Source organism: Streptomyces sp. NPDC050610, assembly GCF_040654875.1.
Lineage (GTDB): Bacteria > Actinomycetota > Actinomycetes > Streptomycetales > Streptomycetaceae > Streptomyces.
Map to the genome: position 1 here is coordinate 1 of NZ_JBFAIV010000062.1, position 23,448 is coordinate 23,448.

The window sequence follows — 23,448 nt, forward strand, 5'->3', positions numbered from 1 at the left end:
AGTGAGTATTTCCGGGGTGCAGCCATGGTCACAGGTCCTCTCATGAGTCCCATCTGACCCGCTGTCAACGGACTCCGCATCTCGGGGGAACCTCAGTCTTCCATCATCACGGATGTGTCGACGGGGTGGGCGGTCTTCGGGCGATCATCCTGGAGTGGCACGATAGTTTGCTGGTGCACGCACAGGGCGAGAACCTCAGGCTGAGGTAATTCAGAGTACGAGGGGTGTTACCAGTGAGCCTCCCCGCCCTGCTTTCAGCTCATTGGTCCATCTTTCGTCCGCATGGCTAGGCGTTCAAAGCTTCCCGGCGGTGCGCTATGTCCTTCGTCGAGCGGAAGGACGAGCACTCCATTCTCGTAAGGGCGTAGCTTCAGGCAGGGTGCAGAAGCTCCATGGAGCAGGTCGGAGAACCCGGCACCGTCGACGACGTGGACATGTCTGCCCAGCTTCCGGGACTTGAGCACGTCGAGAAGCTTCTCGCCCAAGCCGCCCTTCTCGTCGACGACCGCCTTGCCTGCCAAGTCGCCGTGTACTGCCAGCGTTACTTTCTGATTGAACCGGGGGACGTAGGTGGCTCCCAGGGGTTCGATGAGGGCCACGCAAACCTTGCGGTACGTCCACTCGCCGTCGATAAGGACTTTGCCGGTGAACATCACCTTTTGGCCTTGAAGCGTGGTGATCCATCCACTGCATCGCTTCGCCACGGGAGAGCCCTTCCTGTAGCTCAAATCGAAATCATCACAGGTCAGGCATTTTATGTGAAATGGCTCCACGTGGCTACGTGGCAACAGATCTGCCGCCGTGTTCGCCGGATGCTGCTCCTGCCTATATGGCTGGAACGCGGGGCAGGGTCCCGGCTACGCCCGTGTCGTCTCAGTCGATGGGGTGCAAGGCGCGCAACATCTTGAGGGCTCCTTGTACAGGGGCGAGATCGCGCTCTTGAGTGGAGGTGGGGTCGAAGTGCATCAGCTCGTTGCGAAACTTGGCGCACTCGGTAAGTGAGTCACGAACGGTCTGTTGGTCGGCATTGCACTTCAGTGCATCCCAGTTGTCTTTGGGGGCCAAGACGTATGGGTACTCACCGAGAGTGAGGTCATCGGGTGAATTTACACGCTTCTTGCGATTGGACTGCAAGGTGGAGCGAATCTGTTCCAGGGTGAGGTGCCCGTTTTCCAATGCTTGGTGGAGCAGACGCCGCAAGCGCTGCTCCAGTTCCTCAAGCAGTACGAAAGGCTCGACGCGGGTTCCGAACTGGGCAGTCACGTCGGCGGTGGTGATGATGCCGGTGATGACATGCTTGTCGTGAACGAAGGCGTAACCGCGTTCATGGATTTGGTCGATCGAGGCGAGCAATTTGCTCTGGCCGTCCAAAGACAGCGGAGACCTGACGGTGACTTCGGCCAGTGTCGTGGGTGCACGATGCAGCAGGGACTCGCCGATCGATTCCCAGGTCACTGCGCCGCAGAGCCGTCCGTGCTCGTCAAGGACAGGTAGCTGGGAGATGTTTTTCTGAGCCATGACGGTGATGGCCCTCTTCAGGGTCTCGCCAATGCGGATGCTGGTTATGCCGCTGGCTGCGGTCGCGAGGTGGTTCACCCGGTAGGTGAGCGGTTCGTGCTCGGCTTCCTCGTCCGGAACCTCGTCCGTGGTCAACTGCGGCTGTTCAGGGCCCGGCTCGGCACCGGTGCGTAGCAACTTGATGGTGCTTTGCAAGCCGGCCACGGTGATCAGAGGGCTGGCGGTGAGTCCCTGGTCGTGAAGATCGGCTTCAATTTGCGTGAGCACCGAGGACATGCGTCCTGTAGGCCAAGCCTCGATCAGTTCGTGCAACTTGAGGGAAAGAGGCTGGTCGACAGGTGCATTGACAGCCTTGTCCAACAGGGCGGCAGAAGCTGACGGGGGACTGTCCGCGGCCGACTCATCCTCGGCAGGTCCAGGGTCGGCGCCGTGGTCGAAGAGGGTGGCCACGCGCTCGGAGGCGTTGGCCCGGCGGAGTTCGAATACCGTCATCAGCGAGCCCATGCTGTAGAGCAAGTCCTGCTTGACGACCTGGCGCTCCAGCGCGGTGTGCTTCCACTCGACCCGGCGTATGTGCTGCAACCCTGGCACAGCATCGGGATGGAACACGTAGTCGCCCATGATCCGCCCCACTGCAAGCTGCCGGTTTCGGCGCGGCAGCACAACGAGATCGCCGACCTTCATGACGTGCCGGAAGCGCAGCAACTGACCGGCCCAGTTCCCGATCACGCGACGGTTGTAGTCCGGATAGGTTTTGGTGAGGAGAGCTCGCAGGTCCTCACGGCCTTCGGCCTTGGTGATGTCGCCGAGCTCAGGCCATCCAGCGGCGATGATGCTTTGCTCAAACGCGGGCTCCTCGCGCTCCCCCTCGGTCCCGGCCCTGACCACCCATGCCCGCATTTCACGCCCCCGCCGTTGATGTCGTCCATCTGCTGTTCGGATGCTACTGGGGCGACCGGGCCCAGTGCGGGGCCCGGGGGTCGGTTGGAATCTGCTCTAGATCTTTTGCACGCAGCGTGAGGATGGCCGTCGTGATTGATCACTCACTGTGATCGTCAGTGGAAAGCCTTTGCGGCCTTGGAGTGCCGGGGCGGGGCAAATGTCAGTACCCCTCGATACCCTGCCGGAGCGCCTGGGGACGCAGTTCTCCTACGGAGCCGCGGTCGTAGCCGCAGCGCCCTAAGATCGCATGTGTAGTAAGTCCCGGCCCCGGTCGGCGCTGGTACCGAGAACGAGATTGAGATGAGTGGCCACCCATGGAGGAGCTGACCTTGGACCTGGAGATGTCGACGGCCGAGAAGACTGGTGAGCCGTCCGCGGCGGAGCCGGAGCCCAGGGTGACCTCGCTCGGCGAAGGTCAGATCGTCGACTACATCACAGGTGAGGCAATCAAGGACAGCCCCAAGGAAAAGGTGCGCCAGCGCATCGCCCGTGCGCTCTTCCACGAGCACGGGATCTCTCCCGGAGACATGGTTCGTGACTTTCCGGTGCCGGTCGCTACGGACGGTGCTCGAAAGAAGACCAAGAAGGTCGACATCGCGATCTTTGCGCACGATGCCCGACACGAGGTCACGAATCTGCGCCGGGTGGTGGTTTGCAAGCCCGAGCCCAAGCGGGGCAAGAACGTGGTGAAGCTTCGCGAACCTGAGCAGGCTGACAAGGACCTTCAGGAGCTCAAGGACCTGCTAGGTGCTGAGGACCGGCCGGAGTGTGCGGACGGACTATGGACGGACGGTACCGACTTCTTCTTCCTGAAGAAGATCGCCAGCAAGTTCGGCACGACATTTGAGCACCGCAGTGACTGGGACGTGGCACCGGAGAGTATCGGTAGCCGCACTGTCGTCTCCCACCAGCGCCTTCGCCGAGCCGAGCCGGAGATGCTCAAGGTCTCCTTCCGGCGCTGCCACAACTACATCCATGGCAACGAGGGCATGCCCAAGGACGCCGCCTTCTGGCAGTTCCTCTACTTGCTCTTCGCGAAGATGTACGACGAGCGGAAAAGCCGGGGAACGGGTCGTGCGCGCTTCCAGGTAGGCATGACGGAAAGGAACACCGCCGAGGGTCGGAAGGACATCGCTGACCGGGTCAAGGCGCTCTTCGAAGAGGTCAAGGGCCAGTACAAGTCGGTGTTCCGCCCCAGTGACGAGATCACGCTGTCCGACAAGGCGCTTTCCTTCATCGTTGCTGCGCTCGCTCCGTACGACCTGGGCGGCACCGACATCGACGCCAAGGGCATCGCCTATCAGGAACTTGTTGGTACCAACCTGCGCGGTGACCGCGGCCAGTACTTCACGCCTCGCGGCGCGGTGAACCTGATGGTGGAGATTCTCGACCCGCAGGAGGATGAGACGGTCCTCGACCCCACCTGTGGCACCGGCGGATTCCTCCAGGCGACGCTCAACCATCTGCACCACGCCTGGCAGAAGGCGGAGAACACCTACGGATTCCCGGACACAGAGGAGCAGCAGGAGCGGTTCCGTGACCGGCTGCGCGCCTACGCGGAGAAGCATCTCTTCGGAGCGGACTTCGACCCCTTCCTGGTTCGGGCCACCACCATGAACATCATGACGCTCGCGGACACCACCGGGAACGTCTTCCACATGGACTCGCTGGCCTTCCCGCTCGGTGAACACCTCCCGGGTACGGCACCCGCCCTGAAGTCCATTCCGCTGGACAACCCACCTGCCACGAACGCCACGGTCGACGTGCTCCTTACTAACCCGCCCTTCGGCGCGGACATCCCGATCAGTGATGACGCGGTCCTGAACCAGTTCCGCGACGGTGTGGCCAAATCCTGGTCGAAGAACCGGGACACCGGTGAGATCGAGGAGAGCACTGTCAGCCGGCCGTCCAGCATGGCGCCGGAGCAGCTGTTCATCCAGCGCGCCATCGAGTGGGTCAAGCCGGGCGGCCGTATCGGCATCGTCCTGCCGAACGGCATCCTCTCCAACCCCGGCCCGACGGACCAGAAGATCCGGGAGTACATCCTCGAACACTGCTGGGTACTGGCCAGTGTTGAACTGCCGGTGGAGACATTCATCGTCGACGCCAACGTCAACATCCTCACCACGCTGCTCTTCCTCAAGAAGAAGACATCGCAGGAAGTGAGCAACTTCCGCATGGGCAGCGAGAATCCGTACGAGGTGTTCATGGCGGTCGCTGAGAAGGTCGGCTTCGACCGCCGTGGCCAGGAGCTGTACAAGCGCACTGCGGAGGGAGAGATCGTGATGGAGGAGACGGAGGAGCGCGAGCGGATCCGGATCAAGGGCGAGGAAGTCATTCGTCGGCTCACTCGCAGCACTCCGGTCATCGACAACGATCTGCCGGTGATTGCTCAGAAGTACCGGGAATTCCGTGAGAAGTACCCGATGCCCGGTGCCGATCCGGCAGCGCTCCGCAGCGGCAGGCACGCATGATCACGCGTATCGAGGCGTACCAGTACCGTTGCTTCCGCAAGCTGGCGGTCGACCTGGGGCGCTTCCACGTGCTCGCGGGCCCCAACGGCGCAGGTAAGACAACGCTCCTGGACATCCCGGGTCTACTCGGCGATCTGCTCCAGCCGCGCCAGCCGGTCTCTGATGCCTTCCTGGTGCCGCAGGGCGGCGCGGCTGCGCCGCGCGCGCATACGTTGAGCGAGCTCATGCACTGCGGGCGCGGGAATGAGTTCACGCTCATCGTGGAGGCCAAGCTCGACGATGACATCGCGCGCAAGCACGCGGACGAGACCACTGGGCATCTCAGCCAACTTCAGCCCACCCATCTGCGGTACGAGATTCGCTTTGAAGTCTTCAACGGGACCGATCTGCAGATCGCGGAGGAGTATCTCTTCCTCTTCAACGAGTACCGCAATCCGCCGGTACTCGGACAGATCCTTCAAGGGCAGCCACAAGGCCTCAAGCGTGAGACGGCGCACAAGGGATGGCGCTACATCATCCGGCGTGAGCGTGGCGAGCCCCCGTTTTTCCTGCCGGAACTCTCCCGCCGGAAGGCTGGCCCCCGCCAGCTTCGTCCTGACCGCTTGGCCCTGGCGACGCTGCCTGAGGACCGCGAAATGTATCCGGCGGCGCTATGGTTCCTCGACCTGCTTCAACAGGACGCTGTTAACTACGCCCCGGACTGGGCGGGACTGCGTACCGCGTCGCCGCCCGGCGGCGCGCGCGAGCCGCTGCGGGCGGACGCCCGGAACACTCCGTGGTTGGCGAAGACCCTCCGGGAGACGGACGAGGAGCGCTACCAGGCGTGGGTGGAGCACGTACAGACCGCTCTCCCGCAGATCGAGGCCATCGATGTGCGGATACGGGAAGAGGATCGGTACGCCTACTTCGACGTCCGATATCGCGGCGGCCACCGGGTGACCAGCAGTGGGCTCTCGGACGGCACGCTTCGGGTATTCGCGCTAAGTCTTCTGTCGTATCTACCTGAGGCACCGCGGATGTTGGTGACGGAAGAACCGGAGAACGGCATCCATCCCCGGGCGATAGAGACGGTGGTGCAGTCACTGGAGTCGATGTACGACACCCAGGTGTGGATGTCCACGCACTCACCGTTGGTGCTCGCAAACGTCGACCTCAGAGATGTGCTGGCTGCCCAGCTCAATGGTGATGGCCAGGTTACGGTGATTCGCGGTGACCAGCACCCACGGCTGAAGGACTGGCAGGGTGCATTGGATATCGGCACACTCTTCGCGGCGGGGGTCTTGAGTTGACCGAGCGCAATGTCGTCTTCCTGGTGGCAGACGGGGGGATGGAACAGATGCTGCGCGGATTCTTCGGGCGAGGACAGGCGCATTCGCGGGTGAACTGCGCGCCGTTCACCCACGAGATCATCGTCTCGCCGACCAAAGACCCTGGGGTGTACAACACCGCCCGGGAACTCCTCAGACCGTACGAACTGACCGAGTCGCATGCTGTGGTCATGGTGGACGCGGCGTGGGAGGGCAGCCCGGGAGCGGACGCCATACGGGAAGCGGTCGAGGCGCAGCTGGACGGGGTCTGGAAGAATTCCGCGGTGATCGTCCTCGATCCGGAGCTGGAAGTCTGGTTCTGGCGGGACAGCCCCGAGCTCGGCCGTGTCCTCAATATCCCGGCCCAGTACCGGGGCAAGCCGATGAGGGAGTTGCTGCCGTCCATGGGTCCGTCGGCTTGGCCGACTGGCCAGGCCAAGCCGACGGACCCGAAGGAAGCGCTCATGTACCTGCGTAAGTCCCGGCAGTACCGCGCAGACAAGAGCAACGCGGTCTTCCGACGGGCCGCTGAATTGTCCTTCAAGGGCTGCACCGACCCCGCGTTCAAACGCCTTCTGTCCACCCTCCAGACCTGGTTCCCCTCGGAGTACGCCTCGTGAAGCTCGTCAACCCGTCCAACCCCGTCACCTCGGCATGGCTCGCCGAGCAGGGCTTCCGGCTGGACCCGGCGCCGTATCTTTCGGGGGCGCTTGAGGCGAAGAAGTTGTTGGAGAGGTTTCCGCGGACAGACAAGCTTTCGGAGGTGACGGCGGGGCATAACGGGGGGATCTTCAACGGGCCGAAGTTCAGCCGGATCTACCTGCATGACCCCGAGCGCACGGTGCCATTCCTCGGTAGCACGGACATGATGGAGGCGGACCTTAGCTTCTTGCCGCGACTGAGCAAGGAGGTCGCAGAAAAGTTTCCGTATCTGAAGATCGAGCCGGGAATGACCCTGATCTCGTGCTCCGGAACGATCGGCCGCATGGCCTATGTTCGATCTGACATGAAGGGGATTTGTTCGTCCCAGCACATCATGAAGGTCGCTCCGAAGAGCGGTCATATGCTCTCGGGATACCTCTACACGTTCCTACGGAGTCCGTACGGGGTTCCGATGATTGCGAGTTCGGCGTACGGGGCAATTATTCAGCACATTGAGCCGCATCACATCGCCGGACTCCCGGTGCCGCGGTTCGGCGAAAAGCTGGAACAGAAAGTCCATGAACTGGTAGAAGAAGCATCCCAGCTGCGCACCGCCTTTCAGGAAGGAGTCGTCGCCGCAACGGAGGACCTCTTCAGATGTGTAGGCCTCCCTGAGTTGAACGAATTGCGTTGGCACCAGCAGGAGCGTGATTTGGGATTCGGAGTTAAGGGCGTAGGGGCGGTGTCTTTGCGTGCTAGTAATTACGGGGAGCGGGCTCGACGAATCAAGGAAGCTTTTACGGCCGTCCCAAATCTCCCGCTCGGGGAAATTTGCAGAGGCGGTAAATTGAGTCGTGGCCTGCGAGCTGCCCGGTTGGAAACGGGAGAAGGGCACGGCGTGAGGCTATTGGGTCAGCGACAGGCTTTCTGGAATCGCCCAGAAGATCGCTGGATTAAAAAGTCGAACGACCCCGGGATCTTTGCTGAAGATGAAACGATCATGGTGACTGCCCAGGGTCTGGTTAGTGAGAGTGGTTTGTTTGGTAGATCGATGTTTGTGACAGGGAGCTGGCTTAAGTACGCGTACACGGAACACTTCTTGCGGGTCTATTCCCCGAGTTCGGAAATTTCGGGGGCCTATCTTTTTAGCTTCTTTCGCTCCGAAGTTGCTTTCCGTCTTATGCGCAGCATGCTTGCTGGTACGGGGCCACAGAGTATCCATCCCGCCCTGTTGGCGGAACTCCCAATTCCCCTCGCTCCGCCCGCCGACCGCGAGCGCATTGCTGAAACCGTCCGCCAGGCCTATCGCGACCGCGACCAGGCTGACGTGCTCGAAGACCAAGCTCTCGCACTCCTCACAGAGGCGATCGAAAGGGAGGCCGCTGTCTGATGGGCGCCAGGGTCATCGCGGTGGGGGAGGCCGTAAACGACGCCGAGCGTCAGGTGATCGCGCACTTGCGTGATCACGGCCCGGACGACTGGACGGTGTTGCATTCCCTGGAGATCCCGCGCCGGGGCGAGTTGTTCGAGGTGGACCTTGTCGTGGTCACCGGCCACGCCGTGTTCGCCATCGATGTGAAGGGCACACGGGGCCGGATCGAGGTGGAGGGGGGCCGTTGGTGCCCGGCCGGACGGGCACCGTTCAGGAGCCCGCTGCCCAAGCTGCGTGGGCACGCCAAGCAGCTCAAGAGCCTGCTCCAGGACGCCGATCTGCGGCTGTCCCGTGTGTACACCGCTGCTTTGGTCGTGTTGTCCGCCCCGGACGCGGCGCTGATCGACCGCACTGCCGACCAACGGGACGAGAAGGCGACGGTGATCCTGCCGGACCTGATTCCCCGCCTTGCCGACGTCTCGCGTGTGCCGACCGGCACCCGCCCGGTTGACGCGGATGTGTCCGCACACCACAGCACCATCGTGACTGCCCTCACCGGTACTGCCCGTCCGCAGTCCGGCCCGTTACATTTCGGTAGCTGGGAGGTCATCGAGCGGCTCAGCGAATCCCAACGCGCCCCCGGCATCGACGTCCTGGACGAGTACCGGGCCCGCAACGCTGACGCCGTGCGCGGCTCGGGGACCGTACGGCTGTCCGTACGCGCCGCTGATCCGTACGCGCCCACCGCTGAACGGGCGCTCCAGCAGAAGAAGATCGGTGTCGCCTACGAGGCGCTCGGCAAGCTTCCCGCCCACCCCCACATCGTTGGGGTACGGGACTTCTTCTCGACCGAGGACGAGAGCGGCTGGGTCACGGTCTACGACGACGTACCCGGGCATGCTCTGCGCCTTCATCTCAGCGGGTCCGCCGACGCGCTCACCGCCGATGCCAAGTTGCGGGTGATTCGGCACATCCTGCTCGGCCTGGCCCACGCACACCATCGCCACATCATCCACCGGGAGTTGAGCCCCGCTACGGTCCTCCTGGCCCAGGACGGCCGGGCGATGCTCACCGGCTTCGACTACGCCAAGACTGCGCAGAAGCGCGGGCACACGGTGATGCGGGAGGCGCGGGCCGCCGCTGAACTGGCCTATCTGGCCCCGGAGTGCCACGCCGATCCCACAGCCATGGGCCCTGCTGCAGACCTCTATGCCGTCGGTGTGATCGCCTTTGAACTGCTTGCCGGATCACCACCGTTCGCTTCCGCCACCGAGCAGGCGGACCCTGGCAGTCGTCTCCCCGTGAGCCTGCTGGATCAGGCTGGAGTCGGGCCGGAGCTGACGCACTGGCTGCAACTGCTCTGTGCCGCTGATCCGGCGGGCCGGGCCCCCAAAGCGGGCGAGGCGCTGCGCCGTTTTGACCTGGCGGTGAACGCACAGAGCGCTCCGGCCAAGCGTACGGGCGGCTCGGCTGGCGCCGTGCCGCCTCAGCAGCCGCCTGCGAGCCCCCCTCCTGGCGAAGGGGCCAGCGGCGGCGGCGAAGACGCACCTCGGGACGCGAATTTCTTCAAGAACCTGCCCGCGGAATCCCAGTTCGGCACCAAGTTCCTGGTGCGCAATCGTATGGGGCTGCCCGGGGCTAGCGGCGTTGCGTACAAGATGTACGACACCATACGGAATCTCGACCGGGCGGTGAAGCTGGTCCTGCGCGACCGGCATTCGCCCATGGAGGCGCTCCAACGCGAATTCACAGCGTTGGAACGGTTGGGCGCTGACCCACATCCCAATGTGGTGGCAGTCATCGATGCGGACCGGCTGCCACCCCCGGACCTCTACCCGTACATCGTCTTCGAGTACGTCGAAGGCAAGGATGTCGGAGAGATCATCCGATCGGGCCGACTGGGGCCCGAGGACGTGAGGCGACTCGCGGTGGACACTGCACGGGGCCTCGCGCACATCCATGCTCACGGGGTGTGGCACTGCGACATCAAGCCGAGCAATCTGCTCTGGACTGATGATGGCGTCAAGCTGATCGACTTTGGTATCTCCAAGATGGCCGACTCCTCACCAGGACACACCGGGAACACCCCCCGTTACCTACCGCCGGACCTCGTGGACTTCCCGGCCGACGGCAGTGCGTACACCGACCGCGACCTCTACGCACTCGGTATCACGCTGTACGAGGCGCTCACCCAGGGGCAGTATCCCTGGCAGTCCACACCGAACCCGCCGCCCGGTGTGCGTGCGGTTGACCCGAGGGAGCTGTACAGCGGTTTCGGGAATGTGGCGCCCGGACTGGTGGAGATCCTGCTGAAGGCGATCTCGCCGTACCGCAGCGAGCGATTCGCCTCCGCGGGTGCCCTGCTTGCCGCGCTGGAGCGGCTGGAATCGGCGCGGGTCCAGCAGCTGCGCAAGCCACAGCCGACGCTACCCGCGCCCGTGCTCCAGGACGAGGCGAAGCCCGAGTCCGAGGCGCCGAACACCAACCCGTACGTCACGCATCTGCAGACCCTCTACAGCCAGAGTCATCGCAGTAATCGCGGCACTCGAGGTCTGGACCCGGTGGGCATGCAGGTGTATGTGGCGACCGCTCTCGATGAGAAGTTGCTGCCCGCCTTGAGAGACGGAAAGCATGCACTGGTCGTCGTGACCGGAAACGCTGGCGATGGCAAGACCGCCTTCCTGGAACGCTTCGAGCAGCAGGCCCGGGACGCGGGAGCCATCTTTGGACCGCCCCGCCCTAACGGCGCGGACTTCACGCTCGGCAAGCAAGAGTTTCGTACAAATCACGACGGCAGCCAGGACGAGGAAGACAACGACAGCGACCTGGTCCTGGAGGAGTTCTTTGCTCCGTACGCAGGCGAGGAAGAATCTGCCTGGCAGGTGACAGGGCAGACACGGTTGATTGCCGTCAACGAGGGCCGCCTCGTGGATTTCCTCAGCCACCGGCTGGATCGCTTTCCTCAGCTGTCCACTCTGGTGAACGCTGGACTGACCGGAAGTGCGACGGGAGACATGGTCGCCGTCGTCAACCTCAACGCGCGGGATGTCACTGCGCGCGTCGTGGACGTCGACGGCAATGCCCAGGATGGGGAGTCGATCCTGGAGCGGATGACCGACCTGATGACCCGCGAGCAGTTCTGGGACGCCTGTGCCTCTTGTGACCTCGTTGCCACTTGCTACGCCCGACACAATGCCCAGACCTTCAGCCACCCCGTGGCAGGCCCCCAGGCCAAGAGCCGACTGCGGAGGATCTACGAACTGACACGGTTGCGGGGGCAACTGCACATCACCCTGCGCGACCTGCGCTCTGCACTCGCCTACACCCTCACCTCGGGCCGTGACTGTGCAGAGATTCACGAGCTGTACGCCACGGGCGAGGCGCAGCCAGTCATCGACAGTTTCTATTTCTCTGCCTTTATGGGGGCACCGCCCACAGGTGAGGGCACCCAGGTCGAGCAGGACCGGCTGCTTGGCCTACTGCGGCAGGTGGATGTTGCCTCCGTTCCGCAGCCTCAGCTCGACCGGAAACTGGACTACACAGGGCTTCTGGACGAGCGGGCCATGGTGGCTGTCGACGGGCGAGGGACGCGTGACCGAGAGTTGCTGGTCGCACAGTTCGAGCGGCTGTCCCGGTCGGCCTCGGGTAGTGCAGAGCAGCGGACTGCGCACCGTGCGTACTTGGACGGGGTTCGACGCCTGTTGTATTTCGAGGCGTACGACGAGGAGCGCTCCGAGGCGATGCTCCCGTATCGCTCCGCGCTGCGCTTCCTGGATCTGCTTTCCTCTCCCGTGCAGGCCCGGGAGGCATTGCCGGGCCTGCTGGCTGCACTCAATCGCGGGGAGGGACTCGCGGCACCCTCCCGGCTGGGTGACGCGCTCGCCCTGCAGGTGCGCGAGGTGCCACGCGGCACGGTGCGCAGCTACCGGCTGTTCCCGGCGGACGGGTTCAGCCTGACTGCTGGTCAGGCAGGCACCTCGCCGTATGTGGAGAGCAGTAGACAGTCGCTGATGCTGCGTTACCGCGACCCTGCCGTACCCGGCACTGAGCTGGCTGAACTCTCTATCCAGCTCGACCTGTTCGAGCTCCTTGAGCGCTTCGCGCAGGGGTACCGGCCCACGGCCGCCGATGCGCGCGGGCGGCAACTCGCCCTGGCCGTCTTCAAGAACACCTTGGCAGCCGTGCCCTATCAGGAGGTGCTCCTGACCACCCACGGCCACGACCTGCACCGGATCCGGCGGGGGGAGAACGGAGTACTGCATATGGAGGCCGTTGCGGGCTCCGTTCACGTTCAGGAGAAGGAGTCCACATGACGCTGACGGGCAAGGACAAAGAGTTCCGGCACCCCGGGGTGAGCCGGCTGGACTACAAGACTCTGGACATGGATCGGGTACTGACGGCCTTCCTGGCCCGGTTGTGGCATCAAGGACGGCCCAGCCGGATCCGCCGGGCCGGTGAGTTGAGTGTTGACGACTTCGTTTCTCTCGTCACCGACCACCCGGAGTCCTTCGCAGGATTTGACGAGGACACCACCGCCCGGTGGATGAGTACGCACCTGCTGGACCTCGTGAACCGAGGAAAGGCGAACGAGGCGGTGGCCGGGCCTCGGCCGCTGCACGGCTTCACCTACCGGTTTCGTAACAGTCGCCGCTCCCGGCCTTACGGTGCCGACGAGCAGCTCTACGAGATGTTGGCCGCCACCGGTGGGGGATACGCACTCAAGGAGCTGCAGAGCTTCTTCTTCTCTGACGTGGACCGGCAGACCGGGCGGATCGTGCCGGGCCCTGACACTGACGTGGAGACCCAAGCGCTGTTCCACCTGGTGACTGCCGTCTCAGGGCAGGTTGAGGACCGTCCGGACGACAGCAAGAAGCGGACACCGTATCCACAGTTGTGTGCTGAGCCGGCGAGACTGCTCGCCGACGACGTGATGAAGCTGCTTTACCACCGCAGGCACATGCCACGTACGGTCCTCGTGGACTACTTGAAGGTGCTCTTCGCCTTCCACCTGGGGCTCTACCACCTGCGGATGATGAAGTTGCTTCCCGCAGCAGTAGAACAAGGGCGGGTCGAGCCCGGCTGTGCTGCGGGGCATGTGGGTACGCATCACGGTCACCCTTGCCCACACCAGGTCCACCTGTTTGTCGATGTGGACGGGGTACCCGCATCGCCGGCGGCAGCGCTCGCCCAGCGCAGTGCGGGTCTCTGGTACCGACGTATTCCCGCCTTCATTCAAGCCACTTACACCGTACGGAAACTCGATGAGTTCGCCGACTATCTGGTGACGAAGAAGAAGAAGCTGAGCTATCCGGCAGGGCGCGCCCATTTCTCCGTCGCAGAGGTCCTGCCGCTGCTCGGCAAAGTGCAGAAGCTCGAACGCGACGCCTATTTCACCAGCCGCCTTGCCGCTGTACTCGAAGCGGATGAGGATCTGCCCGGTGAAGTACAGCAGATCGTCTCGCTTCGCCTGGACGACTTCCAGACGTATATCGAGACTCTGATGCACTACCGGGGCGCCTACCACCGGGGCTTCGTTGTTGACAGCCTTGACTCCATGTTGCTCAAGAATCGCCCAGGAGCGCTGCTTGCCCAACCGCGCGGCACCCGGGGGGAGCGAAGGTTCGTCCTCGACAGTCGGCTGCTGGAGATGTTGCTTCAGATTTCACTGCTGCGGCGAGGACCTGATGGGAACCATCACACTGCGCCACTACGCGTTGACGAGTTCCTTGACTTGCTTCGCGAGCGCTACGGCATCCACATCGACAGGCTCCCGCACGGCGACGGGTTTTCCGGAGCCGAACTTGCCGATCAAGCTGCCCTGCGCTCCAACTTCGCGGCATTTCTTCACCGCCTGAGAGAGATCGGCTACTACCAGGACATGTCAGATGCCTACCTGACACAGACGATCACTCCTCGCTACGTCATCGGCTCCTCGGCCCCTTCGGAGGTGTCCCGATGAGCGGCAGCACCAGCGGACTGATTGAGCCGACCGCGCAGGACCTGCGCGGCGCGCTGGAAGACGTACTAGTGCCCCGTCTGACACGCCTCCTGCGCGAGCGCGGTGCAGGTCACTGCATGCGCGTCACGGAACTCGACTCTGACATTGCGGTCCGGTTGGTGCTCAGGCTGCGGGGCGCAGTCACTGGCGCCACCGTGTGTCTGCTCGCCGCGGCGAAGGATATCGAGGCCGACGGTCCGCTGGGCGAGGCAGCAGTGACCAGTACGAAACTGGTGGAGCTACGCAACCGCAGCGAGGAGAACGAGGCTGGCAGTGGTGGCCCGCTCCTGGTCTTTGTACCGCCAGGCCATCGGGCGAGCGCCGAGGACTCGTTTGGGATCGCCACCTTCGAGGAGGTCTCGCTGGCAGATACGTATGAGTTGCTGGCCGAAAGACTTCTGGAGGAGGTACCTCCGCAGGTCCGAGACAGCGTGGACGAGCTTTTCAAGCTGCTCGGTGGGGGTCAGGCAACTGCGCGGGCGCGCTCCGGATACCTTCTCACGCTGAAGGCCAATGACTTCAGCCCAGAGGTGGCTGGCGCTGCGGTTTTTCATTTTGGTCTTGTGCCTGACTTTGCGCTCTATTCCGTCCCTGGTGAGCTGACTGACCGTGCCAGGCGCAACAGTGAACTCGTTGACAAGATCACCTCTTCCTCACGCTCGGAGCGGCAGAGGGTCCTGGAGTTGGGTTTCGTTGATGAGGAGTTCACCAAAAAATTCGCGGAATTTGCAACGCGCTCGGGTTTCGATGACCCGACGTCTTGGACCCGGCGTATCGTCGTCGACCGGGAGAACTGGGGTCTTTCGTTTGGGAATTGGCGACTGAAAGAGCGGCAGCGAGCCGAACTCAAGATTGACGTTCAGGACCTGGAGCTACCTCGGGCCGGGGATGTCGCCGCAGAACTGAACGATCATGCAGAGCTCCAATCGATCGCCGGTCAGCCCTATTTGCTGGCAGGCCCCAAGGGTGTCAGTCAAATCACGGTCCGCTTTACGGTGGATCCGGACCCTCGGCGAGTGGATGGGCTCCAACGGTTCCGTGTGGATATCTGCTCGGAACAGGGTGGGCCCATCGGGCAGATGACGCACTTGGCCGTGGGCAAGACGGCCAAGAAGGAATTCAAGCCCGTTCTGAAAAAGCTGAACCGAGTCGACCTCGACGAGGGTTGGCATTACATCAAGGTCACCGCGCTCGACGCTCAAGGCGAGACGTTCCTTACTGAATCAACCGGCCCGGAATCCCGGGGCGGTGAGAGCGAGCGCTTCTACGTTGTCCCTGATGCCGAGACCGAGGAACCGCCGGAGCGGTCAGCCGGTCGGTTCGAAGGAGTTACCCAGGCTCTGCGGACCCTGCAGTTCAATGCACTCATCAGCGGCGACGACCCCGCACGTGTCGGGCTGAAGGACATCCGCTGGAAGACCGGTAAGCGCGGCGCGGCTGGCATACTTCAATCCCGCATTGGCATGGCGGGCGGGGCGGAAATTCGGCTCGTTCCCCAACTGACCGCAGTGCAGCAGTCGATGCTCGCCGAGCCCGAAGCAATCGGGCAATGGCGCATGACGCTCGCCGCGGGAGAGAACACAGGAGCGAGTCGAGAAGATGCTCCTGCGGTGGGGCCCGGGCTCGGCTCACGTGCAGCCGAGGCGTACGCGGTCTTCCTGCACGCCCGGCGAGCTTACTTCGAAGCGGTCCTCGGTGCAGGCGACGAAGATGCAGTGGGAGATGGCCTAGTAACCGAAGCCCATGACCTCGACCTGCTGAGGCCGCTCCTCGTGGCGTACGCGGAGTCGTACACCGAGTTGGTGGCCGAGCAGCTGCGTCATGTGGAGCGCGTGAACGACGAGGGTCGGGGCGCAGCTCTCGCCGCGCTGACCGAGCTCCAACAGATCGACTGTGTGGAGGTGGCCCTCACCGACGGCTTCGGACGCCGGGACACCGTGCTGCTCGTCTCTCCGACCCACCCCCTGCGGGTTCTTTGGTTGGCGACCTGGGCGGATCTGGGCCGGGACTGGTTGACCCGCCTGGCTGGAGCCGACCGGTCACACATGCTGGGTGCCAGGGACTCGCTGCTCAGTGCATTGTCGCCGCTCGGGTTCCCCTACGCCGTCCCCCGGCGCGATGGGCGCCTGATGGTTGCGGCCGAAGATCTGACCCCGTACTGGGGAGCCTTCCTACCTAGCGAACACGAAGATCCGCGTGGGCTGCTTGGCCGGCTGGCCGAGGCACTGCAGGTGCCCAAGACGGCTGAACGTACAGGGGGTGGAGCCAGCGGGCTGTCCGGGAAGCACCTGGCCGACCGGGTGGAGCGCTACATGCGGTTGCATCCGTATGTGCAAACGCTGGTCCTCAACGCCGTCAATGCGAACAGCGGGGCGCTGCTCGCGGCCATGCTCCTTGAACTGCAGCGGAGACCGTTCACTCGGGACCTCAGCTACGACATCCGGCTGTGCGTGCCGGACCCCGAGGCCCCCGAGGCTGGACGGGCTCTCAGCGACCTCCTGAGTGCTCAGGGTTCAGCTGTGACCGCGGAAGCTGAGGCCTTCCTCGCCGCGGGAGGCGGCGCGCTTCGCTCGAAGTTGGCATTCTCGGTGCGTTCCATTGAGGAATTCGAGCAGAACTCCGAGCAGTTCAGTGCCCATCTCACCGTACTGATGGACGCCTTTGGAGGAGAGAGGCACGGGTCCGCTGAACACCGGCAGATCGCCGGGGCGCCCGTTCATGGCCTGGTGCAGTCCGCCACCTCGGAATACTCCGAGTCCGCTGGCGAGGCGATCTGGCGGAAGGTTCCCCGTTTTGGGCCTGCTCTGGCAGTAGAGGAAGGCGAGGACCTCGCGCTGCTGATGGGGAGGCTGCCTGAATTGCTGGCAACAGCGGCAGCGACCGTGGCCACGGGGGGGAACACCGTTCTCCACGTCCCCTGCACCACGCTCACTCTGGAAGCAGCGGACCGGGCTCTGCTGTATCAGGCACACCAGGTGAGTGACTGGGTTGTCACGGTCGACCGGGCTCTGGGGCTCGAATACTTCGATCACTCGGGCAACACTGGGCAGCCCGAGTATTTGATCGACTTCGCGCCCGGCGTGGGCAGCGGCCTCGCACACCAAATCATCGTCAGCTCACGGTCCGTCGAAGAACTGCGTGCGCTTCTTGCCCCCACCGTTGCGCAGCACGGACTTGATGTCGAACAGCGGCACTTGCAGACGTTCTTCGAGCAGCTACGACTGTTGTCGGGGAACCTTGGTTTCAAACTCGCCTCCTCGGCCGCGACTCAGCGAACAGAGGTCCTCGGGCTTGCGCTCGCCCGGCTGTACCTCGACTACCAGGGAGTGCTCAGCAACCAGATTGTGGTCCCGCTCGATGCCCATCTGGACCTGTACAGCGAGACCCGGAAACAGTCCAGGGAGCTAGGTGAGGCTCTGTCCTTCCAGCGCAGCGACCTTGCTTTGTTCTACCTAGACGCACGAGCTCAGACGGTTACCTGCCGTCTCGTCGAGGTGAAGTGCTATACCGCCTTGCACGAAGTAGGTGCCTATCAGCTGCTGAAGCTGAAGGTCGCTGAACAGATCGACCGCAGTCAGGAGGTTTTGGCCGCCTCCTTCGATCCACACCGAGCTGTCCCAGACCGGGTGGACCGCAGCGTCAAGAACCTCACCTTGGAGTCCATGCTGCGCTTCTATCTCGAACGAGCCTTGAGGCACGGCTCGATGGCTGCTGTGTCGTACGAACAGGCATCGGACCTTCTGGATCGGCTGGACAAGGGTTACAGGTTGAATTTCACCCGCAGCGGCCTGATCTTCGACCTTGCACGCACCGGCAGTGACCGCGAGGACGAGCATGGAGTGGAGTTCCACCGGATCGGTCTTGACCTCATCAGGGAACTCATCGAAGCCATCCCTACCGAATATCCGGCGGTAGGACACAAAGACGAGTCGGAAGATGGCGCCGAGCTGGCCACAGCGGGAGGTAAGGCCGCAAGCAGACGAGCGCCGGTGACGCTCTCGGCGCTCCCTCTTACCGTCCCCCGGCTGCCCGACGCTGCTTTCCGAGTGCCAGATGATCTTACGAGGGAGGTTCAGGCGACGCCGCCGGAGCCAACATCCGTACCGGATGAGGTGAGAGGCCAGCGTACCGAGCCGGTTTCCGCACCTTCAGAGAGTCCGGCTACTGAACGTGCGGCGGAGCCTCCGGCCCTTGCTGTTCCCGCATCCGCTGAGACTAATGAATCTGATCAAAGCGGAACACCCCACTCCAAACTGAGTGACATCGTGGCCGCGAGCCCTTCACCCACAGTGGTAGACACAACCGGATTCCACTCGGCTCCGACAGTCGACGCACCTGCCCACCAACTCGTCGCAGCTCCCGATGTGTTCCTGGGAACGATGAATTCTTCGCCTCAGTACGGTGTGCTCGGCGAAGTCGCGGGACGCTCCATTGCATTGGATCTTAATGAAACGCACACCATCAGCCTCTTTGGCGTCCAGGGAGGAGGAAAGAGTTACACCCTCGGAAGCATCATGGAGATGGCGTCGCTTTCCGCGCCCCCGATCAATTATCTTCCGCATCCGCTTGCGACCATTGTCTTCCATTACAGTCAAACCCAGGACTACGCGCCTGAGTTCACGAGCATGGTTCGGCCTAATGATCAGACAGAGCAGCTGAAGATTCTCGAAGAGCGGTACGGGGCTCGACCGCAGGCACTTGAGGACGTCCTGCTCTTGGCGCCAGCGGACCAAGTCGAGCGACGTCGTCGGGAGTATCCTGACATTGACGTACAGCCCCTGAAGTTCTCTTCGCGGGAACTTCAGGCTGCGCATTGGCGCTTCCTCATGGGGGCGGTTGGCAATCAGTCGACCTACATCCGTCAACTCACACGGATTATGCGTGCGCACCGTCAAGATCTCAGCCTTTCCGTTATCAGGCAGGGAGTCGAGGAGTCCGGGCTTCAGGATCATTTGAAGCAGCTGGCTCAAGAACGTCTGAACCTTGCAGCCGAGTACATCGACGACTCTGCCGAGCTCACGGCCATGGTTCGACCTGGGCGATTGATCATCGTTGATCTCCGGGACGAGTTCATCGAAAAGGACGAGGCCCTCGGCTTGTTCGTTGTTCTCATGCAGCTGTTCGCCGAGGCCAAGAACGGCGAAGAGCACTTCAACAAGCTAGTGGTATTTGACGAGGCGCATAAATACATTGAGAGCCCGGATCTGGTGGCAGGGTTGGTGGAAACCGTACGTGAAATGCGACATAAGGGGATGAGTGTTCTGGTCGCCAGTCAGGACCCGCCCTCGGTACCCGTCCAGCTCATCGAGTTGTCGAACCACATCATCTTGCACAAGTTCACTTCGCCGGCATGGCTCAAGCACATCCAGAAAGCCAACGCTTCGCTTTCCGGGCTGAGCGCGGAGGCGATGGCGAGACTGGCCCCTGGGGAGGCGTACGTCTGGTCGAGCAAGTCGAGTGACGCGGCGTTCAGTCACGGAGTAGTCCGCATGCGGTGCCGCCCCCGCATTACTAGGCACGGAGGGGCAACCAAGACGGCGGCGGACGGGAGATGACGTGCAGTGTGCTGTTCGATGGCGATTCAGGTGATCGGTTGCGGTCCTTCGTCCTCTTCGACTTGGACAACACGCTCATCGACCGGCGTCGCGCACTGGCTGACTGGGTGGCGGCGTTCACCGGGTACCGAGACCTTGGCATGTACGAGACCAGGTGGGCTGCACGAGCTCTGAGAGACCGGGCGTGTTCGGCGAACTTCGCCGAGGTGCGCGACCGCTTTCGTCTTGACGAGACTGCTGAACAGTTGTGGGCGGAGTACTGCGCGGGTATTGCGGCAGCAGTCCGTTGTCCGCCTGAAGTTCTTGCCGGACTGGACGCACTCCGCGCCGCAGGCTGGAGGATCGGCATCGCCACGAACGGTGCGGTGGATATCCAGCGAGCGAAGCTGCGTTCCACGGGGATCGGCGAACGCGTGGACGCCGTGTGCATCTCGGAAAAGGTCGGAGCGCGAAGCCGGCCAGGGCATTGTTCTCGGAGGCGGTGCGCCGGTGCCGGGGCGATGTCGGAGGCGTCGGGTGGATGGTCGGGGACAATCCGGTCAACGACATCGACGGAGGCCGGGCGGCTGGACTTCGTACGGTGTGGATCAATCGGGGCGATGGCTGGCCGGATGGGCTTGCGGGCCCTGATCACGAGGTGAGCGACGCTCGCGCCGCGATCGACCTGTTGATCGCTATCCAGCGGATGAGGGAACTGATTTGACGATGGCGGCCATGACCGTGGGGATGCTTCATCCGGGCAGCATGGGGGCGGCGGTTGCCGGACAGCTGCGCGGCCGTGGGGCGGACGTGCTGTGGCACACGGCCGGTCGTAGTGCCGCTTCCGCGGTGCGTGCTGCAGCGGCAGGGCTGGAGGGCGTCGATGACCTGGGTGTGCTCGTGAAGCGTGCAGACGTGGTCATCTCGTTGTGCCCTCCGGCTGCAGCCGAAAGCGTCGCGGAATCAGTCGCAGCGCATGGCTTCGCAGGCAAGCTTTACGTGGAGGTGAATGCCATCACCCCCCAGCGGCTCGGACGGATTGCGGAGATTCTGCCGGACAGCTTGGTCATCGATGCGGTGGTCATCGGATCGCCTCCTGGAGGTGGCAAGCGGCCTCGGCTCTATGTCGCGGGTGAGCCCGAGCCCGTCGCCACGATGGAGGGGCTCTTCGCGGGGACGCACGTGGAGATACGTTCGCTCGGGCGCGAGCTGGGTCGTGCGTCTGCGCTCAAGCTCGCCTACTCCAGTTATCAGAAGGCGTCGCGGGTCCTGGCTGCTCTCTCCTTCGGGTTGGCAGAGGAGTACGGGGTCGGTGACGAACTGCTGGACGTGGCTGGGAAGCGGCCCGGCAGCTACCTCGTGGAGACCGGGTACATCCCCAAGACCGCTTCGCGGGCATGGCGGTGGGGTCCGGAGATGGAGGGGGCCGCAGAGTTGTTCCGGGAGGCGGGGTTGCTGGCGGAGGTGATGCAGGCGGTCGCGGAGGTTCTCGTGCGTTGGGACGGCGATCGGGACCAGGAGCTGAGTATCGAGGGCGCGCTCAGCGGGCTGCGGACGGGGTCTCCTGGAGAGTCCTTGAGGTGCCAGGGGAAGGAGCAGTAGAGCGCAGGTGCGCAAGCTATCTGAGCAGGGCGGCCCGCCGCAGGGGTTCTGGAGGACGGGCCCGTAGCCGGGAGTTGCAGGCGAGCCTGGGGTGCATGAGTGAAATCGTCCCGTACGAAGTGGCTATGAGGAACGCGGCGAAGGTCCTTCTCCGGGCTCGGGTTGTACGTGACTTTCTTCCCCTGCACATCGCTGCGCGCAGGGCCTGTACGCCAGGCGGAATGTCCATGGCCGAACTTGAAGCGAAGCTCCTTGAGATCCGTGATGTCAGCATTGCCTCTCGTGTGTGCATGTCCCGGGCTCCGCACGGTTATTACGGTGACCCGGCAAGGCGTACGAGCATCGCGGACTCCGTCGATCAGGCAGGTGAACGGCTGTTGCTCGAAATGGCGGAGGAACATGCCGCCGAGAAGCAGGCCGAGGCGGGGGTACCTGGCAGGTCTCGGCGGCCCAAAAGTGTGCGGGGCGGGACCGCTGACGAAGTGCGGCTCCTCGAGATAGGATACATGACGGTGCACGAGGTCGCGGTTGCGGCCTGGGACAGTGACCTCGGAGTGTCCAGCATGGCGGAGCTGGAAGAGATGATCCGTAGCGAGCACGCCCTGCGGATGGCTGCGTACGAGCAGCGGAGTTCCTGGACCGGCCCGCTCACTCAGCGAGTCTGCCGCCCGGCCGTCGAGCTGAAGAATCCTGGGCCCGATGGCTCCAGGGATATCAATGGTGAGCTCTGATCCGTTCGTGGATCAGGGTGGCAGCCTTCTGGGCTGGTACGTCGCCGGTGTGGATCATCAGGTCCCACGCGGTGTCCGGGTGTGCGGCGAGATCGCGCTCGGTGGCATCCCAGGCTGCCAGGCGGGCCGGGGTGTCGGTGTCGCCGCGTTTGGTGGAGCGAAGTTCGGTGAGGTCGCGGGGCGCCGGAGCAGGGCCTTCCACCAGCGAGCCGGGTAGCTGGCGGCCACCTGTTGCACTCCCGCGATTTGGCCCAGATGCACGATCGGGACCCGCCCGTCGCTCATTGCCTCGTCGAGGTCGGGGCGGTCGACGACGTACGTGCTGTCGTAGCGGTCGTTTCGGTAGAGCACGTGGCCGCGTGCTTCCAGCGTCTCCAGTTGCTCGCGCGAGGCCGTGCGGTAGCCCTGGGTACGACCGCTGCCGACCTTCATACGGCTGAACAGGCCGTAGGACGGGTTGAGTTCGGTGAGCGCGATGGTAATGGTGTCCTTGCCCGATGCGGGCGGACCGTACAGCAGGATTCCGGTCTTCATCAGTGCACCGTTCCGAAGACTTGGCGGACCTGGTCCGTGAGCGATATTGCCGCTCCCAGGCGGTTGTCGAGGCCGTACGCGGCATCCTCTCGAACCCCAAGTACACCGGCTATCAGGTGTGGAACCGCAGGGCACGCAAGAAAAGGGGCAACAAGGCCAACTCGGTCGCTGAATGGGTCTGGTCCCCCCCCGCCCCGTCCACGAGCCCCTGACCACGCGGGAGATCTTCAACGCTGCCTGGAACGACAAGGGTTCCCTCCAAGGGTCCCGCAGCGGCTCCGAACCCAACAGCCATCCCCAGACCACCCGCACCTACCCCCTGCGCTCCTACGTCCACTGCGCGCCGTGCGACCGTCGGATGTTCGGCAAGGTCAGCAAGGGCCTCCCGTACTACGTCTGCTACAAGGACGAGACCCGCCGCAGCAAGGCCGAATGGTTCGACCAACACCCCAAGGCGCTGTGGCTGAACGAGAAGATCCTCCTCGACGCTGTCCACTGGTTCTTCGCCGACCGCGTCTTCGGTCCGCAGCGCGAAGAACTCCTCCGCGCCCAACTCGGCGCAGCCCAGCCACCACCCGGCAGTGCGGACGCCCCCGACCGCACCAAGCAGCTCCAGCAGTCGATCAAGAGCATCGAAAGCCGTCAGGATCGCCTACTCGACGACCTCGCCGGCGACGAGGAAGGAGACCCCGAAAGCAGTAAGGAGTCCTTTCAGAATGCTGGGAGTCTGCGGGTGAGGATCATGCAGTGGGCGAGTTGGAGGAAGGCGTCGTGGATGTCGTCCCGTGTCTCCC

At 63.5% G+C, this 23,448-nt stretch carries 15 protein-coding genes and 1 pseudogene; 13 read left to right on the plus strand and 3 right to left on the minus strand.

Features of this window, described 5'->3' with window-relative positions; translation table 11 throughout:
• Positions 1–254 precede the first annotated feature (254 nt).
• Both AB0I22_RS38140 and AB0I22_RS38145 read right to left on the minus strand, forming a co-directional pair.
• Complete coding sequence (locus tag AB0I22_RS38140; RefSeq protein ID WP_363135627.1) at positions 255–728, minus strand: hypothetical protein; 474 nt, start codon at positions 726–728, stop codon at positions 255–257.
• A 145-nt stretch (positions 729–873) separates the two neighbouring features.
• A complete protein-coding gene (locus tag AB0I22_RS38145; RefSeq protein ID WP_363135628.1) occupies positions 874–2,418 on the minus strand; it encodes a CBS domain-containing protein in 1,545 nt (514 codons plus the stop codon).
• Between the two features lie 356 nt (positions 2,419–2,774).
• Between AB0I22_RS38145 and AB0I22_RS38150 the strand changes: the two genes are divergently transcribed.
• From AB0I22_RS38150 to AB0I22_RS38200, 11 genes and pseudogenes are all read left to right on the plus strand, one after another.
• Positions 2,775–4,934 (plus strand): N-6 DNA methylase, encoded by a 2,160-nt coding sequence (locus tag AB0I22_RS38150; protein WP_363135629.1) that lies wholly within the window; start codon positions 2,775–2,777, stop codon positions 4,932–4,934.
• Positions 4,931–6,223, plus strand: coding sequence for an AAA family ATPase (locus AB0I22_RS38155; RefSeq protein ID WP_363135630.1), 1,293 nt, complete (start codon positions 4,931–4,933; stop codon positions 6,221–6,223). The genes AB0I22_RS38150 and AB0I22_RS38155 overlap by 4 nt, the downstream gene beginning before the upstream one ends.
• The gene (locus AB0I22_RS38160) at positions 6,220–6,861 is read left to right on the plus strand and encodes a hypothetical protein (RefSeq protein ID WP_363135631.1); all 642 of its coding nucleotides are present in this window, start codon (positions 6,220–6,222) and stop codon (positions 6,859–6,861) included. Before AB0I22_RS38155 ends, AB0I22_RS38160 begins: the two co-directional genes overlap by 4 nt.
• On the plus strand, positions 6,858–8,273 hold the full coding sequence (locus tag AB0I22_RS38165) for a restriction endonuclease subunit S (RefSeq protein WP_363135632.1): 1,416 nt from the start codon (positions 6,858–6,860) through the stop codon (positions 8,271–8,273). Before AB0I22_RS38160 ends, AB0I22_RS38165 begins: the two co-directional genes overlap by 4 nt.
• Positions 8,273–12,568, plus strand: coding sequence for a protein kinase (locus tag AB0I22_RS38170; protein ID WP_363135633.1), 4,296 nt, complete (start codon positions 8,273–8,275; stop codon positions 12,566–12,568). Before AB0I22_RS38165 ends, AB0I22_RS38170 begins: the two co-directional genes overlap by 1 nt.
• Complete coding sequence (locus AB0I22_RS38175) at positions 12,565–14,214, plus strand: hypothetical protein (RefSeq protein ID WP_363135634.1); 1,650 nt, start codon at positions 12,565–12,567, stop codon at positions 14,212–14,214. Before AB0I22_RS38170 ends, AB0I22_RS38175 begins: the two co-directional genes overlap by 4 nt.
• Complete coding sequence (locus AB0I22_RS38180; protein ID WP_363135635.1) at positions 14,211–19,808, plus strand: hypothetical protein; 5,598 nt, start codon at positions 14,211–14,213, stop codon at positions 19,806–19,808. Before AB0I22_RS38175 ends, AB0I22_RS38180 begins: the two co-directional genes overlap by 4 nt.
• Positions 19,805–20,194 (plus strand): annotated as a pseudogene (locus tag AB0I22_RS38185) (HAD family hydrolase); the annotation flags it as partial. The gene AB0I22_RS38180 and the pseudogene AB0I22_RS38185, both read left to right, overlap by 4 nt.
• A gap of 95 nt (positions 20,195–20,289) precedes the next feature.
• Positions 20,290–20,511: an HAD hydrolase-like protein gene (locus AB0I22_RS38190; protein ID WP_363135636.1), complete on the plus strand. Its 222-nt coding sequence runs from the start codon at positions 20,290–20,292 to the stop codon at positions 20,509–20,511.
• A gap of 11 nt (positions 20,512–20,522) precedes the next feature.
• Positions 20,523–21,389, plus strand: a complete 867-nt coding sequence (locus AB0I22_RS38195; protein ID WP_363135637.1) for a DUF1932 domain-containing protein — start codon at positions 20,523–20,525, stop codon at positions 21,387–21,389.
• A gap of 227 nt (positions 21,390–21,616) precedes the next feature.
• Positions 21,617–22,120 (plus strand): hypothetical protein, encoded by a 504-nt coding sequence (locus AB0I22_RS38200; RefSeq protein WP_363135638.1) that lies wholly within the window; start codon positions 21,617–21,619, stop codon positions 22,118–22,120.
• A 57-nt stretch (positions 22,121–22,177) separates the two neighbouring features.
• On the opposite strand, the gene AB0I22_RS38205 is transcribed toward AB0I22_RS38200, so the two are convergent.
• A complete protein-coding gene (locus AB0I22_RS38205; protein WP_363135639.1) occupies positions 22,178–22,654 on the minus strand; it encodes a guanylate kinase in 477 nt (158 codons plus the stop codon).
• Here AB0I22_RS38205 and AB0I22_RS38210 point away from each other — a divergent pair.
• A complete protein-coding gene (locus AB0I22_RS38210) occupies positions 22,618–22,866 on the plus strand; it encodes a recombinase family protein (protein WP_363135640.1) in 249 nt (82 codons plus the stop codon). The genes AB0I22_RS38205 and AB0I22_RS38210 overlap by 37 nt on opposite strands.
• The coding region (locus AB0I22_RS38215) for a zinc ribbon domain-containing protein (protein WP_363135641.1) at positions 22,827–23,448 on the plus strand (622 nt) is incomplete at its 3' end. The genes AB0I22_RS38210 and AB0I22_RS38215, both read left to right, overlap by 40 nt.